14 protein-coding genes are annotated in these 15,318 nt (G+C 61.7%); 5 read left to right on the top strand and 9 right to left on the bottom strand.

Going from position 1 to position 15,318, the window contains the following annotated elements; translation table 11 throughout:
* Positions 1–201 precede the first annotated feature (201 nt).
* Positions 202–1,725 (bottom strand): fumarate hydratase, encoded by a 1,524-nt coding sequence (locus HX807_RS25110; protein WP_003214142.1) that lies wholly within the window; start codon positions 1,723–1,725, stop codon positions 202–204.
* Positions 1,726–1,941: 216 nt separating this feature from the next.
* Between HX807_RS25110 and HX807_RS25105 the strand changes: the two genes are divergently transcribed.
* Together HX807_RS25105 and HX807_RS25100 are read left to right on the top strand one after the other, a co-directional pair.
* Positions 1,942–2,874 carry an iron-sulfur-binding ferredoxin reductase gene (locus HX807_RS25105; protein WP_102605688.1) on the top strand — a complete coding sequence of 311 codons (933 nt, stop codon included), beginning with the start codon at positions 1,942–1,944 and terminating at the stop codon, positions 2,872–2,874.
* A 30-nt stretch (positions 2,875–2,904) separates the two neighbouring features.
* Entirely contained in the window at positions 2,905–3,654 is a 750-nt protein-coding gene (locus HX807_RS25100; RefSeq protein ID WP_003214147.1) for an enoyl-CoA hydratase-related protein, read from the top strand.
* A 199-nt stretch (positions 3,655–3,853) separates the two neighbouring features.
* Here HX807_RS25100 and pyk read toward each other — a convergent pair whose 3' ends face one another.
* A complete protein-coding gene (pyk, locus tag HX807_RS25095) occupies positions 3,854–5,305 on the bottom strand; it encodes a pyruvate kinase (RefSeq protein WP_003214149.1) in 1,452 nt (483 codons plus the stop codon).
* 175 nt (positions 5,306–5,480) lie between these two features.
* On the opposite strand from pyk, the gene HX807_RS25090 reads away from it, so the two are divergent.
* On the top strand, positions 5,481–5,855 hold the full coding sequence (locus HX807_RS25090) for a tol-pal system YbgF family protein (RefSeq protein WP_003214151.1): 375 nt from the start codon (positions 5,481–5,483) through the stop codon (positions 5,853–5,855).
* A gap of 226 nt (positions 5,856–6,081) precedes the next feature.
* Positions 6,082–6,441: a PilZ domain-containing protein gene (locus tag HX807_RS25085; RefSeq protein ID WP_008432342.1), complete on the top strand. Its 360-nt coding sequence runs from the start codon at positions 6,082–6,084 to the stop codon at positions 6,439–6,441.
* Between the two features lie 16 nt (positions 6,442–6,457).
* Here HX807_RS25085 and HX807_RS25080 read toward each other — a convergent pair whose 3' ends face one another.
* The 6 genes from HX807_RS25080 to HX807_RS25055 are packed head-to-tail and all read right to left on the bottom strand — an operon-like array spanning position 6,458 to position 13,113.
* A complete protein-coding gene (locus tag HX807_RS25080) occupies positions 6,458–7,789 on the bottom strand; it encodes a DUF58 domain-containing protein (RefSeq protein ID WP_177051411.1) in 1,332 nt (443 codons plus the stop codon).
* Positions 7,790–7,796: 7 nt separating this feature from the next.
* Entirely contained in the window at positions 7,797–8,777 is a 981-nt protein-coding gene (locus HX807_RS25075; protein WP_008432346.1) for a MoxR family ATPase, read from the bottom strand.
* Positions 8,774–9,931: a DUF4350 domain-containing protein gene (locus HX807_RS25070; protein ID WP_102369791.1), complete on the bottom strand. Its 1,158-nt coding sequence runs from the start codon at positions 9,929–9,931 to the stop codon at positions 8,774–8,776. The genes HX807_RS25075 and HX807_RS25070 overlap by 4 nt, the downstream gene beginning before the upstream one ends.
* Entirely contained in the window at positions 9,928–11,457 is a 1,530-nt protein-coding gene (locus HX807_RS25065; RefSeq protein ID WP_177051409.1) for a DUF4129 domain-containing protein, read from the bottom strand. Before HX807_RS25065 ends, HX807_RS25070 begins: the two co-directional genes overlap by 4 nt.
* Positions 11,444–12,424 carry a stage II sporulation protein M gene (locus tag HX807_RS25060; protein ID WP_177051407.1) on the bottom strand — a complete coding sequence of 327 codons (981 nt, stop codon included), beginning with the start codon at positions 12,422–12,424 and terminating at the stop codon, positions 11,444–11,446. Before HX807_RS25060 ends, HX807_RS25065 begins: the two co-directional genes overlap by 14 nt.
* A complete protein-coding gene (locus HX807_RS25055) occupies positions 12,421–13,113 on the bottom strand; it encodes an RDD family protein (RefSeq protein WP_177051406.1) in 693 nt (230 codons plus the stop codon). Before HX807_RS25055 ends, HX807_RS25060 begins: the two co-directional genes overlap by 4 nt.
* 189 nt (positions 13,114–13,302) lie before the next feature.
* Between HX807_RS25055 and sbcB the strand changes: the two genes are divergently transcribed.
* Entirely contained in the window at positions 13,303–14,730 is a 1,428-nt protein-coding gene (gene sbcB / locus HX807_RS25050; RefSeq protein WP_003214166.1) for an exodeoxyribonuclease I, read from the top strand.
* A gap of 90 nt (positions 14,731–14,820) precedes the next feature.
* Here the strand turns inward: sbcB and mvaT are convergent, their stop codons facing one another.
* Complete coding sequence (gene mvaT, locus HX807_RS25045; protein WP_003209760.1) at positions 14,821–15,195, bottom strand: histone-like nucleoid-structuring protein MvaT; 375 nt, start codon at positions 15,193–15,195, stop codon at positions 14,821–14,823.
* Between the last annotated feature and the right edge of the window lie 123 nt (positions 15,196–15,318).

Raw genomic sequence — 15,318 nt, 5'->3', positions numbered from 1 at the left:
CAATTAGGGGCGAGCACCATAGCATGAGGCGCATGGCTGTTGTGGCGAGGGAGCTTGCTCCCGCTGGGGCGCGTAGCGGCCCCAAAAAAATGGGAGCGCTGCGCACTGGAGCGGGAGCAAGCTCCCTCGCCACAGTGAGAGGTGCATGAAACAAAAAAAGGCGACCGTAGTGGTCGCCTTTTATCCTTGCAGGGGAAATGCTTACTGCACTTCAACCGCCAGGCTTTCACTGATCTTTTTCTGCCAGATGGCAGGACCGGTGATGTGTACCGACTCGCCCTTGCTATCAACGGCAACGGTGACCGGCATGTCTTTCACGTCGAACTCGTAGATCGCTTCCATGCCCAGCTCGGCGAACGCCACGACGCGGGATTTCTTGATGGCCTGGGCCACCAGGTAAGCCGCGCCGCCCACTGCCATCAGGTAAACCGCCTTGTGGTCCTTGATCGCTTCGATAGCGGTCGGGCCGCGCTCGGATTTGCCGATCATGCCCAACAGGCCGGTTTGCTCGAGGATCTGGCGGGTGAACTTGTCCATCCGCGTGGCGGTGGTCGGACCGGCAGGCCCCACCACTTCTTCGCGCACCGGATCAACCGGGCCGACGTAGTAGATGAAGCGACCCTTGAGGTCCACCGGCAGGGTTTCGCCCTTGTTCAGCATCTCGACCATGCGCTTGTGCGCGGCGTCGCGACCGGTGAGCATCTTGCCGTTGAGCAACACGGTTTCGCCCGGCTTCCAGCTCTGCACGTCTTCCGGGGTCAGGGTGTCGAGGTTGACGCGACGGGCCGACGGGCCGGCTTCCCAGACGATTTCCGGGTAGGCGTCCAGCGGTGGCGCTTCGAGCGATGCAGGGCCCGAGCCGTCGAGCACGAAGTGCGCATGACGGGTGGCGGCGCAGTTGGGGATCATGCACACCGGCAGCGAGGCCGCGTGGGTCGGGTAGTCCATGATTTTCACGTCGAGCACGGTGGTCAGGCCACCCAGGCCCTGGGCGCCGATGCCCAGTTGGTTGACCTTCTCGAACAGCTCCAGGCGCATCTCTTCGATACGGTTGGACGGGCCGCGCTTCTTCAGCTCGTGGATGTCGATGGATTCCATCAACACTTCCTTGGCCATTACCGCGGCTTTCTCGGCGGTGCCGCCGATGCCGATGCCAAGCATGCCCGGTGGGCACCAGCCGGCGCCCATGGTCGGAACGGTCTTGAGCACCCAGTCGACGATCGAGTCGGACGGGTTGAGCATGGCCATTTTCGACTTGTTCTCGGAACCACCGCCCTTGGCGGCCACGTCCACTTCCACGGTGTTACCCGGGACGATGGAGTAGTGGATCACGGCAGGGGTGTTGTCCTTGGTGTTTTTACGCGCACCGGCCGGGTCGGCGAGGATCGAAGCCCGCAGGACGTTTTCCGGCAGGTTGTAGGCCTGGCGCACGCCTTGGTTGATCATGTCGTCCAGGCTCATGGTGGCGCCATCCCAGCGCACGTCCATGCCTACACGTACAAATACGGTGACAATCCCGGTGTCCTGGCAGATCGGGCGGTGGCCGGTGGCACACATGCGCGAGTTGATCAGGATCTGAGCCATGGAGTCACGGGCCGCTGGCGATTCTTCGCGCAGGTAGGCCTCGTGCATCGCCTGGATGAAGTCAACGGGATGGTAGTAGGAAATGAATTGCAGGGCGTCGGCAACGCTCTGAATCAGGTCGTCTTGCTTGATCACGGTCATGAGTCGCGCTCCTCTATAAGGGAACATTCAATAAAGGTGGCGTCAGTGTTGCATCGGTCGGCTGAAGCCACCTTTCCAAGGCACGCCAAAGTGGTGCAGGCGCGACGCTAAAAAGGCGCGGCAGTATAACCCGCCACGGTGGCCGATACACCCGACTATGGTCAAACTCTACCGGGCGTGATTCCCTGTAGACGCCTTTTTGATCCGAGACCCTTGATGCCTGAACTTCACGTCGGTGAACGCCACTGGTCGGTAGCCGCCGGCAGCAACCTGCTGGATGCCCTGAACCAGGCGGGCGTGGCCGTGCCTTATAGTTGCCGCGCCGGCAGCTGCCATGCCTGCCTGGTGCGTTGCCAGGGTGATATCCAGGACAACCAGCCGGATGCCCTGAGCCCGGCGCAGCGCCAGGATGGCTGGCGCCTGGCGTGCCAGTGCCAGGTCGCAGGTGACTTGCAGGTCGAAGCCTTCGACCCGCTGCGTGACGGGTTGCCGGCGACGGTGTTGAGCGTCGATTGGTTGACCCCGAGTGTACTGCGCTTGCGGCTGCAACCCGAACGCGGCTTGCGCTACCGGGCGGGGCAGCATCTGGTGTTGTGGGCCGGCAGCGTTGCGCGGCCTTATTCATTGGCCAGCCTGCCCCAGGAAGATCCGTTTCTCGAATTTCACATTGATTGCCGCCTGCCCGGCGAATTCAGCGACGCCGCCCGCCAATTCAAGGCCGGTGACAGCCTGCGCCTGGGCGAATTGCGGGGCGGCGCCTTGCAGTACGACCCCGACTGGCAATCGCGGCCGCTCTGGCTGCTGGCCTCGGGCACCGGACTCGGCCCGCTATGGGGCGTGTTGCGCGAGGCCTTGCGCCAGGATCACCAGGGCGCCATCCGGGTCATTCACCTGGCCCATGACGCGGGCGGTCATTACCTCGCCGGGCCATTGGCCCAGCTGGCTGGTGCGCATCCGAACGTGACCGTTGAGCTATGGACAGCGGCTGAGGTGACGCAGGCGTTGGCGCAACTGCGGCTTGTTTCCCGGCAAACTCTGGCTTTACTCTGCGGGCACCCGGCCAGTGTCGAGGCCTTTTCCAAGCGCCTGTTCCTGGCCGGACTGCCGCGCAATCAACTGCTGGCCGATGTGTTCCTGCCCCGTGGTTGAGCGCTGAATTTCCCAGCCGCGAGATTTGTCATGACCGATGCCATCCTGCAGCAACGCGAACGCGGGTTGCTGATTTTGCAGCTCAATCGCCCGGACAAGAAAAATGCCCTGACCCGCGCCATGTACAGCCAATTGGCCGAGGCGCTGGAGCAGGCGGATGCCGATACCAGCGTGAATGCCGTGCTGATCCAGGGCAGCAGCGAGTGCTTCACCGCCGGTAACGATATTGGCGACTTCCTCGAACAACCGCCGGCGGATCTCGACAGCCCGGTCTTCAATTTCATGCGCAGCTTGCTCAACTGCCGCAAGCCAGTGATTGCGGCGGTGGCGGGCGTGGCGGTGGGAATTGGCACGACGCTGCTGCTGCATTGTGACCTGGTGTATGTCAGCCGGGATGCACGGTTGCGCATGCCGTTCGTCAACCTGGGGCTGTGTCCGGAGTTTGGGTCCAGCTTGATCCTGCCGCGCTTGCTGGGGCATGCCAAGGCGGCGGAGTTGCTGCTGTTGGGTGAAGGGTTTACCGGCGAACAGGCTGCCGCCTGGGGCATTGCCACCGAGGCATTGGGCAGCGGTGAATCGGCCCTGGCCAAGGCACGGGAAATTGCTGGACGGTTTGAGACCCTGGCGCCGGGCGCGGTGCAAGTCAGCAAGCATCTGATGAAAAGCGTTGATCGCGAGCAGTTGCGCAAGGTGATCGAGGAGGAGGGGGCGTTGTTTACCCAGAGGTTGAAGTCGCCGGAGGCGATTGCGGCGTTGTCGGGGTTTATCACTCGGAGATGAATGAGCGTTGACTGGTCGGCCGTCTTCGCGAGCAAGCCCGCTCCCACATTCGACCGTGTTTCTTCAGGATGTACGCGATCAAATGTGGGAGCGGGCTTGCTCGCGAATAGGCCAGTAAAGCCAACACACAAGCCAATTTGCAATGCAAAAAGCCCCGCCATTCACATGGCGGGGCTTTTGTTTTTCAGCGAGCGGTCAATCAGACCATTGGGTCGCCAACGTGCAGGATCTTCATGCCGTTGGTGCCGCCGATGGTGTGGTAGCTGTCGCCCTTGGTCAGGATGACCCAGTCGCCTTTCTCCACGACGCCGCGCTTGAGCAACTCGTCGATCGCGGCCTGGCTGACTTGCTCAGGCGGCAGCGATGCCGGGTCGAACGGTACGGTGTAGACGCCGCGGAACATGGCCGCACGGGCCTGGGTTTCGCGGTGCGGGGAGAACGCGTAGATCGGGATCGAGGAACGGATGCGCGACATGATCAACGGCGTGTAGCCACTTTCGGTCAGGGCGATGATCGCTTTCACACCCGGGAAGTGGTTGGCGGTGTACATGGCCGCCAGGGCGATGCTCTGGTCGCAGCTTTCGAAGACCTTGCCGATACGGTGGCTGGAGGTCTTGCTGGTCGGGTGCTTTTCAGCGCCGACGCAGATGCGTGCCATGGCCTGCACGGCTTCCAGCGGGTACGGGCCAGCCGCACTTTCAGCCGAAAGCATCACGGCGTCGGTGTAGTCGAGCACGGCGTTGGCCACGTCGGACACTTCGGCACGGGTTGGCATCGGGTTCTGGATCATCGACTCCATCATCTGGGTCGCAACGATCACCGCCTTGTTGTGGCGACGTGCGTGCAGGATGATTTTCTTCTGGATACCGATCAGCTCGGCGTCACCAATTTCCACACCCAGGTCGCCACGGGCAACCATCACGGCGTCGGAAGCCTTGATCAGGCCGTCGAGGGTTTCGTCATCGGCCACGGCTTCGGCGCGTTCGATCTTCGCCACCAGCCAAGCAGTGCCGCCGGCTTCGTCGCGCAGTTTACGGGCGTATTCCATGTCGGCGGCGTCGCGCGGGAAGGATACCGCGAGGTAGTCCACTTCCATTTCGGCGGCGAGCTTGATGTCGGCCTTGTCTTTTTCAGTCAGGGCCGGGGCAGTCAGGCCACCGCCACGACGGTTGATGCCTTTGTGGTCCGACAGCGGGCCGCCGATGATCACGGTGCAATTCAGTTCGGTCGGGGTGGCGGTGTCGACGCGCATTACCACACGGCCGTCGTCCAGCAGCAGTTCGTCGCCCACGCCGCAGTCTTTCACCAGGTCCGGGTAGTCGATACCCACGACTTGCTGGTTGCCTTCGGTCAGGGGATGGCTGGTGGAGAAGGTGAACTGGTCACCGATCTTCAGCTCGATCCGCTTGTTGGCAAATTTGGCGATACGGATTTTCGGGCCTTGCAGGTCACCCAGCAACGCCACGAAGCGGCCATGCTTGGCGGCCAGGTCACGCACCAGCTTGGCGCGAGCCTTGTGCTCGTCCGGGGTGCCGTGGGAGAAGTTCAGACGGGCAACGTCCAGGCCAGCCAGAATCAGCTGTTCGAGGACTTCCGGCGAGTTACTGGCCGGGCCAAGGGTGGCGACGATTTTGGTACGACGGACGGACATGCACGGACTCCTGAGTTCAAGCGCTGGGGAAGGCTACTATGCTCTTTGGTTGTAGTCATTGTTCGTTTGCACTACTTATCGATGATTCGCTTGTTTTCACTCTGCATGAACAGATGAACAACCTTGAAGATTTTCGATGAAGGGTCGATACACTGCACAAGACAGGAGAACCCCCATGCGAATCGTGATCATTGCTGCCCTGGCCGTCAGTGTTGTCGGCTGCACCCGTTGGTCGATGGACCATCATTTGAACAATGCGTACCGCGCCTACGGTGTGGGCGATTGCCAGCGGGTCACCCTTGAGTTGTCCCAGGTCGACCGTGAAAGCCGTTCCCGGCGCTACGTGCAACCGGAAGTCTCGATGTTGCGCGGGCAGTGCCTGGAGCGCGAGAAGCTGTTTGTCGATGCGGCGCAAACCTATCAGTTCATCATCAGCCAGTACCCGGCGAGCGAGTACGCATTCCGTGCCCGTGCCCGTTTGGATACCCTGCAGCAACTGGGGCATTACCCCGGCGCGAGCGTTGCCCAGCCGCGGCCGGCGTCGTTGTGATGATATTTGTCATGCCATAGCTGGCTCGTTGCCAGTCTTGGGCTAATCTTTGAATGTCAGTTTGTATAAGTTTCTATTCAAACGGATGGCGTTCCCGGATTTGGCAGCTGTAAAAGTGGCAACCCGTTTGCGGTTGTCGCACCGATATCCGGGGAGAGCGGGCCTTCAGGCTCGTTTCGAATCACTGGAGCGGCCACATATATGGCCATTGGATGGCGACCTCATCATGTTTACTCACCGACGGATCGAGCGGCATCAGTTACCTTGCTTCCTTCAAGTGTTCAACCGCCTGACGGACAAGCCAATCGGCTATCTGGGCAATGTTTCCGAGCAGGGCCTGATGTTGATCAGCCAGTTACCCATGATGGTCGATGTGGAGTTCGAGCTGCGCTTGAAGATCCCCGGGCCTGAGGGTGAGGTGCAGGCGGTAGACCTCACGGCCACCTGCCTGTGGTGTCATGAGGATATAAACCCCCAGCATTACGATTCCGGGTTCAGCATATCCCAGGCCCCTGCCGAATATGGGGAGGTGATCAGCGCGCTGCTGGATTACTTCAGCTTTGATCCGTTGCAGGCCTCTGCCTAGGTGCTGCATCCGGCGTTCATAGCGCGCCGGCTTTTTTCCAGCCCAGGTAGCGGGTCACCAGGGCGGCACCCAGGTCCGAAGGCAGTGTGTCCAGTACCGACAGCCCGTGGGCGTTCAAGCGGTCGTGGAGTTCGTCCCGGGTATTGAGATAGTTGATCGTGCCGCAGTAGGCCAGGGCTTCGGGCAGGGTTTGCACGGGAGCCTGGCGTAACTGGTCAAGGACCTCCTCCCGCAGGCTTGCGACCATTACCCGGTGCTGGCGGCTGATGCGCTTTACGGCGCTGAGTAACTCTTCATCTTCCTCCTCCCGCAAATTGGTCACTACGATCACCAGCGAGCGACGTTTCTGCCGGGCCAGCAGTTGGCTGGCGGCCGCCTGGTAATCGGCCGTACGCCGGGACGTGTCCAGGTCATACACCGCATTCAGCAACAGGTTGAGCTGGCCACTGCCCTTGACCGGCGCCAGGTAGCGCGGCTGGTCGCAGGCAAAGGTGCACAGCCCTACGGCATCGCCCTGGCGCAAGGCTACATAACTGAGCAGCAGGCAGGCGTTGAGCGCGTGGTCGAAGTGCGACAGTTCGGCGTCCTGGCTGCGCATACGGCGGCCACAATCGAGCATGAACATGATCTGCTGGTCGCGCTCGTCCTGGTACTCCCTGGCAATGGGCGTGCGTTGCCGGGCGGTGGCTTTCCAGTCGATCTGGCGCAGGCTGTCACCTTCGCGAAACTCACGCAGCTGGTGAAACTCCAGGCCCAGCCCACGCCGTTGCCGCTGGCGTACGCCCAGCTGGTTGAGCCAGTTGTCCACCGCCAGCAACTGCGCGCCATACAGGCGTGCGAAGTCCGGGTAGACCCGGGTGGCGTCGCTGACGTCGATCAGGCGCCGGGCCGACCATAGCCCCAGGGCGCTGGGCAGATGCACTTCACAGCGGGTAAAGCTGAAATGCCCGCGCCTTTGGGGCCTTAGCCGATAACCCAGTTCACTGTGCTCGCCGGGCCGCAGTTCGATGGATTGCGGCAGGTCCTCCACCGCCAGGCCGTCAGGCACATGATCGAATACCTGGACCGCCAACGGCTGGGGATAATCGTGCTCCAGGGTTACCCGCACTTCCCCCCAGCGCCCCAGTGCCAGGCTGCCGGGCATCTGCCGTCGCACGCGCGGGGACGGCCGGCGGCGCAGGCGGCTGGCATCCAGCAGGGCCAGCAGCAACAGGGCCAGCAGCAGGCCCCACGTCACTGAGTGCAGGGCGTCTGGCACCTTGACCTGTAGCGCCACCAGTGCGCCGAGCAGGATACTCAGGCCCAGCAGTACACCGAGCCAGGTCAACAGCAGGCGGGTTGGTCTCATGGGCGTCTCATTGGCGTGGCGCCGGGACTTGGTCCAGCAATTGCCGGAGCACCTGGTCGACTTCCAACCCGTCGATATCCAGCTCCGGGGCAATACGCACCCGATGGCGCAACACTGCCAGGGCGCAGCCCTTGATGTCGTCCGGGGTCACGAACTCGCCCCCGCGCAGCAAGGCCCGCGCCCGTGCACCGCGAACCAGGGCGATGGAGGCCCGGGGCCCGGCGCCGATGGTCAGGCCCGGCCAACTGCGCGTAGTGCGGGCCAGGCGCACGGCGTAGTCGAGCACCTGCTCATCCAGCGCCAACTCGCTGGCAATCTGTTGCAACAGCAGCACGTCTTCGGCTTGCAGCACCGTGCGCAGCGGCTGTACGTCGAGCATGTCGGCTCGGGACGAGCGGGTGACTTCGCGCACCATGTCCAGTTCCTGCTGTGCCTCGGGATAGTCCATGCGCACCTTGAGCATGAAACGGTCCAGTTCGGCTTCGGGCAACGGGTAAGTACCTTCCTGCTCGATGGGGTTCTGGGTGGCCAGTACCATGAACGGCTGGCCGATGGGCAGCGCCTCGCCTTCAAGGGTTACCTGGCGTTCCTGCATGGCTTCCAGCAACGCTGCCTGGGTTTTCGCCGGGGCACGGTTGATCTCGTCAGCCAACAGCAGGTTGGTGAACAACGGTCCCTTGCGCAGCTTGAACTGTTCGGTATGCAGGTCGTATACGGCATGGCCGGTCACGTCGCTGGGCATCAGGTCCGGGGTGAACTGGATGCGCGCGAACTCGCCTCCAAAACAGCGTGCCAGCGCGCGTACCAGCAAGGTCTTGCCCAGGCCGGGAACCCCTTCAAGCAACACATGGCCGCCCGCGATCAACGCCGTGAGCACGTCATCGATCACCGGGTCCTGACCGATAACCGCCTTGCGCAGTTCGACGCGCAAGGCCTGGGCCAGTTGGCTGGCGCGCTGAATCGGGTCAGTGGCGGGAAATTCGCTCATAGGGCATTCCTGAGGGTTTGCAGGCAGGCCACCTGGCGGCTGAAATCGGCGCTGGAGAGCCGTTTCGTCGCAGGTGGGCCAAGGGCCTGGCTGATAACAAGGGAGGGTTGGCGGGTCAGGCGTTCAAGCACCCGCAATTGTTCGGCTGTATCGAGGTGTTCGAACCCGGGATGACGGCGCCGAGCGGTGCGCTGGATGTCGCGCTGCAAGGCTTGCAGCAAGCTGTCTTGCCCGCTGCGGCGCAACAGGAAGTCGGCACTGGCGTTCAAGTGTTCCTGCAATTGCCGGCGTGCCTTGGGCGCCGGTTGCCGGATCGGACCCTGGCGCAGGCTGGCGTGCCAGAGGCCCAGGGCGATCAGCGCGGCAAGTGCCACCAGTGCCTGGGGGAAGTAGCGCAACAACAGGCTGAACAGGTCCTCGACATCAGTGTTGAACAGCAGTGTGACCTGGGTGCCCTGGCTCAGGTACCAGAGCAGCCACGCGTTATCGTGCAGGCCGATGCCGGGGTTTTTCCACAGGTCGCTGTCGGTGACCACGGTCACACGCCCTTGCCCGAGGTTGACCTGCATCAGGTGCGTCGACCGGGCGCTGTTGGCCGAGAATTGTGCCAGGTGCCTGGGGTCGGTGAGGTTGAAGTCGGTGTCGAAGCTGAAATAGGCCGGCGCTGTTTCGTTGTCCACATAGAGTTTGGTCAGGTCCGGCGTTTTCTTTTTACGCGCGGGTGCCGGAGCGTCGAATTCTTCACTGAAGGATTGGTGTATCTGCACACGATCCAGCAACAGGTCGCCACTTTCACCGGTGTCCTCATCCCACAGCGCTTCGGCTACCAGCAGCAGATGGCCGCCAGCCCGGGTCCACTGCAGCAATTGATCAACCTGGGGCGGGCTCATGTTGCTGCGCTCGCCCAGCAACAGCAGGCTGTTGCCCTTGGGCGAAAGGCTGGCCAGCCGTTCGAGGCTGTTGGCATGTTCCACCACCAGGCCCTGCTGGCGCAGAAAGTGTTCAGCTGCCAGGTAGGGGTTGGCCAGGGCTTCGGGTGAAGGGCCGCGATCGACCACTTCCTGATAAGGAATCGCCTTGTGCCAGGCATAAAAACCGCCGGCTGCCAGCAAGCCCGCGACCAGCAGCCCGACCCACAGCAACGGCCGGTTCATTGCGCCGCTCCCGAACCGAACAGGGTTCGCCAATCGCTGCATAGCTGTTGTTGCGCCAAGGCAGGCGGCAGGCGATGGCCATAGGCAAGGTTTTGCCAGTAACGGGTCAGCTCACCGCTGAATGCCAGCAGCTGCGGTTGTTGCAGTTGGCGGATACGTTCCAGGACTTCACCTTCCGTGTCGGCACTTTTCAGCGGCAGGTTGAAGTCGTGCAGCAAGCGGCTGAGCAACCCACGGTAGAGCAGGCCTAGGGCTTCCCGGGGCTGTGTTGCCCACAGCTGTTCGGCGGCGTCTGCGATGTCTTCGGGCAAGGTGTCAGCCCCCAGTTCAAGGCCGAACAGCTGCGAAGGCACGGGTTTGGCAGCCTTGGGTTTGCGCGGGCTGCGGCGGCTGACAAAGGCATGCAGCCAGTCGCGGTAGCGCCAGATCACCAGTGCCAGGCCACCTGCCAGCAATCCCCAGAGCAGTACTTCAAGGCCCTTGGCGATGTGCTTGAACGAATCACTGTTGAGGTTTTTCAGCAATGATTCCAGCCAGGCTGGCAGCTTGGCATCACCTGCCGCTTTGTTTTTGTCGGCTGCTTTATCCTCGCCGAAGCGGTAGCGAGTGAGCGTTTCCGGGTTCTTGAACGGTGGCTGCTCCAACAGCGTCTTGATCGAGTGACTGGCCGATTGTGTAGTCAGCGGCGTTTGGGGAACCGGTTCATCAGCCCATGCCGATGGGATCGGCGGAATCAGCGTCAGCCCGGCCACCAGCAACAGCAGCGACGCCACACCGCTCAGGCGCTGGCGCATTCGGCGGAACACCAGTTCCAGGTCCCAGGCTTCCAGCACCGTGCGGCGGTTCAGGTAAAGGCTGAAGCCACAGGCGACATAGATCGGCTCCCAGAACACTAGGATCAAGGCGTAGAACATGTTGGTCAGGTGCTCCAGCCAACGCCAGTCGTGGCCGGCGGTGAGCACCAGTTGCTGCCAATCCCAGTCGCGTTCGACCTCTTGCGGCAGGAAGAAATAGAACACGGCCATCAACCCGAACCACAGGGCGATTTCCAGGTGCACCCCGATCAGGGTCAGCCAGCGCGCGGCGCCTGCGTTGCGCTGCTGCAACACCCCGAGACGTTGTTGGCGCGCCTGGCCTTGCAGCCCTTCGAGCTGGACCACCGGTATCTCGAAGCTACGGCTGAGGCTGAAGCGCCGCCAGGTCAGGCTGGCCAGCAGTTGGCCCTTGAGCAGCCGCGGCGATTGGCGCAGCGCTTGTTTCAGGCTGGGTGTTTCGCCGAACAGGGCCTTGGACAGGATATACAGTGGCAGGCGGTCGAATGCCGGTTTCAACCACCAGAACAGCAACAGCGCGGTGGTGGGGTGATTCCACAGCAGCACGCTGAACAGGGCGAAGACCGGCAAGGTCACGATGGCCCAACTGCTCATCAACAGCAGCCGATGTTCCCGGGCCAGCAGGATGCCGAGGTCCATGGCCTCCCAGGAGGTACGCGGGCGGATCACGACGCTGGCATCACTCAGGCGCATGGCGATTCCGTCCGGCAAACAGCAGGTAGGCCGCCATCAGCAACCACAGGGCGGTGCCGACCAGGTACTTGACCCACGGCGCCACGGCATTGGTGGACGACCAGTACGCCTCGATAAACGCGGCGATCAGCAGGAACACCATCACACCACAAATCATTTGCACACTTTTGCGCGCGGCCAGGCGCAGGGATTCGCCTCTGGTGAGGGGCCCCGGTGCAATCAGCGCCCAGCCCAGTTGCAGGCCAGCCGCGCCAGCCAGGGCAATTGCGCTGAGCTCGAAGGCGCCATGGCCGATGACAAATGACCAGAACGTTTGCCCGTAGCCGATTTGCGTCAGGTGCCCGGCAACGGCGCCAATGATCAGGCCATTGAAGAACAGGAAAAATACGCTGCCCAGGCCGAACAGCAGCCCGGCGGCAAAGGTCTGGAAGGCGATACCGATGTTGTGCATCACGTAGTAGCCGAACATCATCCAGTCTTCGCTGGAAGCGCGTTCGGCTGCCCGGCCCAGGCGGCTGGCATCGGGGTTGTACATGGCCTGCATCTCGGCCACCTGCCGAGGGCTGACGATGCTGTAGATCAAGTCCGGAAACAGGTACACCAGCAAGGCAATGCCGAGCAGGCTGCCAAAGAACAGCAGGCCGGCAGCCAGCACAAATGGCCATTGCGCGCGAACCAGCCTGGGGAAATCGGCCAGCAGGAAGCTCAGCACGTTTGCCCCCATCCGGCTGCGATGACGATACAACTGTTGATGGCCGCGCAAGGCAAGCTGCTGCAACGGGTCCACCAGGTAGCTGCTGTAGCCGCGCTCCTGGGCCAGGGCCAGGTGCTGGCACAACTGCCGGTATTGATGAGGGAAGTCGGCGAAGTCGGCGCCTTTGGCTTTGCCTTTCTCCAACTGCGTCAACTGGTCGGCAAAGGCTTGCCATTGTGGCTGATGACGGCTTTCGAAAAGACTCTGTTTCATGTTGGCCCCAACAATCCGCGGGCCACACCGTTGAGTTCTGCCACGGCGCGGGCAGGGGAGACCTGCAGGGGCGTGGCCAGGATAGCGGCCAGTTCGTTGACTCGCTCGGCCGACAGTTCGCCCTGGCGTTCGGCGAAGCTGAGAATCGCCCGTTGTTCGTTCAGCTCGAGGGCGAACGGCAGGCGCAGCGCCGGGGCCTGGGGCACTTGCGGGCGGGAAAGCGGTTGTTCGCGGTAGATCACCAGGGTCCCGGCCGCCAGGTCGCCTAGGCGCTTGAAGTTGGGGTGTTGCAGGCAACTGATGGCGCCGAGGAAATAGCCGAAGGGCAGCATGTCGACAAAGCGCAGCAGGTTACGGATCAGCGAGGCGGACCAGCCGATGGGCGTGCCATCGTCCTGTACTACCCGCAGGCCCATGACCTGTTTGCCGGGCGAGCAGCCCTGGTTGAGTACTTCGAAAAGCACCATGTACCACCAACTGACGAGGAACAGCAGCAGCGAACCCAGGCCAATGCCCAGGTTGCCGAGAAAGGCCAATGCGATAAACAGGATGCCGAGAATCAGGCCGCGCAAACCCAGGTCGAAGGCAAAGGCCAGTGAGCGTACCAGCAGGCCGGCCGGGCGCAGGGGCAGGTCGATACCCTCCGGGGTTTCGATCTGGTAGCGGGTATCCAGTGGCGCAGGTGGCATCGCGGTCCTTGGCAGTGCGGCGCTGGCGCCTGAGCGGCAGCGGCGGGGTTGGAAAGACCGATGCTAGCAGTGTCGACGGTGGAAGCAACCACTCAACGATTTACTGAATGTTTGTACAGGGAACACAGCGCTGGCCCCCGATGCCTGCAAGCGCCTAGACTTTGCCGGTCTTCAGCACAGGAATAGCCCGTGACCACCATTTTCTGGTACGACTATGAAACCACCGGCATCAATCCGCGTACCGACCGCCCGCTGCAGGTAGCCGGTATTCGCACCGACCTCGAGCTTAACGAGGTCGGGCCGCCGGTCAATCTCTACTGCCACCCCAGCGACGATATCCTGCCGCATCCGGCAGCGTGCGCGATCACTGGCATCACTCCCGGCGTGCTGGCGGAAAAAGGCCTGGCCGAAGCCGACTTCATGACCCGGGTGCACGCCGAGCTGGCCACCCCGGGCACTTGCGGGGCCGGCTACAACACCTTGCGTTTTGACGATGAGATGACGCGCTACAGCTTGTACCGCAATTTCTTCGATCCCTATGCCCGGGAATGGCAGGGCGGCAACAGCCGCTGGGACCTGATCGACGTGGTGCGCACTGCCTACGCCCTGCGCCCTGACGGGATCGTCTGGCCGGAACAGGACGGGCGCGTCACCCTCAAGCTTGAGCGGTTGACGGCCGCCAACGGCATCGACCACGGCCAGGCCCACGACGCCTTGTCCGATGTGCGCGCCACCATCGCCCTGGCCCGGTTGATCCGCGAGAAGCAACCCAAGCTCTATGACTGGCTGTTTCAACTGCGCAGCAAACAACGGGTCATGGACCAGGTGCGGTTGTTGCAGCCGATGGTGCATATTTCCGGTCGTTTTTCTGCCGAGCGTCATTACCTGGGGGTGGTGCTGCCGCTGGCGTGGCACCCGCGCAATCGCAATGCATTGATCGTCTGCGACCTGGGGCTCGATCCGCAAGGGCTGTTGGACGAGGACGCCGATACCTTGCGCCGGCGCTTATATACCCGCCGCGACGAACTGGCCGAAGGTGAATTGCCGGTACCGCTCAAGTTGCTGCACATCAATCGTTGCCCGGTGGTCGCACCGTTGAGCGTGCTTCGGCCGCAAGACCGCGAGCGTTTGCAGCTGGATATGGATGAGTGTGATGCGCGGGCCCTGCGGCTAAGCGACGCACAGGAACTATGGCGCGATAAACTGGCGGCGATTTACGCCGAGGAAGATTTTGCGCCAAGCGCCGATCCCGAGCAGCAGCTATACGATGGTTTTATCGGAGATCGTGATCGACGTTTATGTGAGCAAGTGAGAGTCGCCGAGCCGGCGCAACTAGCGCGCCAGCAATGGCCTTTCGATGATGAACGTTTGCCTGAATTATTATTTCGCTATCGTGCACGCAACTTTCCAGACACCTTGAATAGTGAAGAGCAACAACGCTGGAGAGTTTTCTGTCAGCAACGTTTGTCAGACCCTCAATGGGGCGCGCCAAACACCCTTGAGGGTTTTAAGCAGGCGTGTCTTGAGTTGGCTGTTAGTGCCACACCGTTTCAGCGCCAGGTGCTTGATGAATGGCAGGAGTATGTTGATGCCTTAGCGACTCGAATGAGTCTGTAATCAGCTTCCCGGTAAAATACGGACAATAAAAAACGCCAGCAAGCTGGCGTTTTTTATTGCGTTGCGTATCACGCAGCGTCCTGGCGAGGCTTAGCCCAGCAGGGTAGCCCAGCCTTCAACCACGTCGCCGCCCCACTTGGCTTTCCACTCTTTCAGAGTCTTGTGGTTGCCACCTTTGGTTTCAATCACTTCGCCGTTGTGCGGGTTTTTGTATTGTTTAACCTTGCGTGCACGCTTGGTGCCGGTAGCTTTTACGGCGCCACGTGGAGCCTTAACTTTCGAATCCGGATCCAGCAGCGCGATGATGTCACGCAGGGATTTGGAGTATTCGCCCATCAGGGTGCGCAATTTGCCTTCGAATTCCAGCTCGGTTTGCAGTTTGTCGTCTTGGGACAGGTTCTTCAAACGGGCTTGCAGCTCTTTGATAGCTTCTTCGGTGGCGCGATATTCGTTGATCAGGGACATGGGGACTACCTTATGCAGGGCGCTGGGTGAAAGGGGATAGTGGCTCAATAATAGTCAGACAGTTTGCCCAAGTAAACATTTAAGGCCGCATTTATGTAATTTACTTTGGTTGTTTGTGGCAAA

Source organism: Pseudomonas sp. D8002 (assembly GCF_013385695.1).
Taxonomy (GTDB): Bacteria; Pseudomonadota; Gammaproteobacteria; order Pseudomonadales; family Pseudomonadaceae; genus Aquipseudomonas.
This window is presented reverse-complemented; position numbering and strand designations above follow the sequence as displayed.

Bases quoted from the DNA above. Each gene is read 5' to 3' on its own strand.
- HX807_RS25110 (WP_003214142.1), bottom strand. From the start codon at position 1,725: ATGACCGTGATCAAGCAAGACGACCTGATTCAGAGCGTTGCCGACGCC.
- HX807_RS25105 (WP_102605688.1), top strand. From the start codon at position 1,942: ATGCCTGAACTTCACGTCGGTGAACGCCACTGGTCGGTAGCCGCCGGC.
- HX807_RS25100 (WP_003214147.1), top strand. From the start codon at position 2,905: ATGACCGATGCCATCCTGCAGCAACGCGAACGCGGGTTGCTGATTTTG.
- pyk (WP_003214149.1), bottom strand. From the start codon at position 5,305: ATGTCCGTCCGTCGTACCAAAATCGTCGCCACCCTTGGCCCGGCCAGT.
- HX807_RS25090 (WP_003214151.1), top strand. From the start codon at position 5,481: ATGCGAATCGTGATCATTGCTGCCCTGGCCGTCAGTGTTGTCGGCTGC.
- HX807_RS25085 (WP_008432342.1), top strand. From the start codon at position 6,082: ATGTTTACTCACCGACGGATCGAGCGGCATCAGTTACCTTGCTTCCTT.
- HX807_RS25080 (WP_177051411.1), bottom strand. From the start codon at position 7,789: ATGAGACCAACCCGCCTGCTGTTGACCTGGCTCGGTGTACTGCTGGGC.
- HX807_RS25075 (WP_008432346.1), bottom strand. From the start codon at position 8,777: ATGAGCGAATTTCCCGCCACTGACCCGATTCAGCGCGCCAGCCAACTG.
- HX807_RS25070 (WP_102369791.1), bottom strand. From the start codon at position 9,931: ATGAACCGGCCGTTGCTGTGGGTCGGGCTGCTGGTCGCGGGCTTGCTG.
- HX807_RS25065 (WP_177051409.1), bottom strand. From the start codon at position 11,457: ATGCGCCTGAGTGATGCCAGCGTCGTGATCCGCCCGCGTACCTCCTGG.
- HX807_RS25060 (WP_177051407.1), bottom strand. From the start codon at position 12,424: ATGAAACAGAGTCTTTTCGAAAGCCGTCATCAGCCACAATGGCAAGCC.
- HX807_RS25055 (WP_177051406.1), bottom strand. From the start codon at position 13,113: ATGCCACCTGCGCCACTGGATACCCGCTACCAGATCGAAACCCCGGAG.
- mvaT (WP_003209760.1), bottom strand. From the start codon at position 15,195: ATGTCCCTGATCAACGAATATCGCGCCACCGAAGAAGCTATCAAAGAG.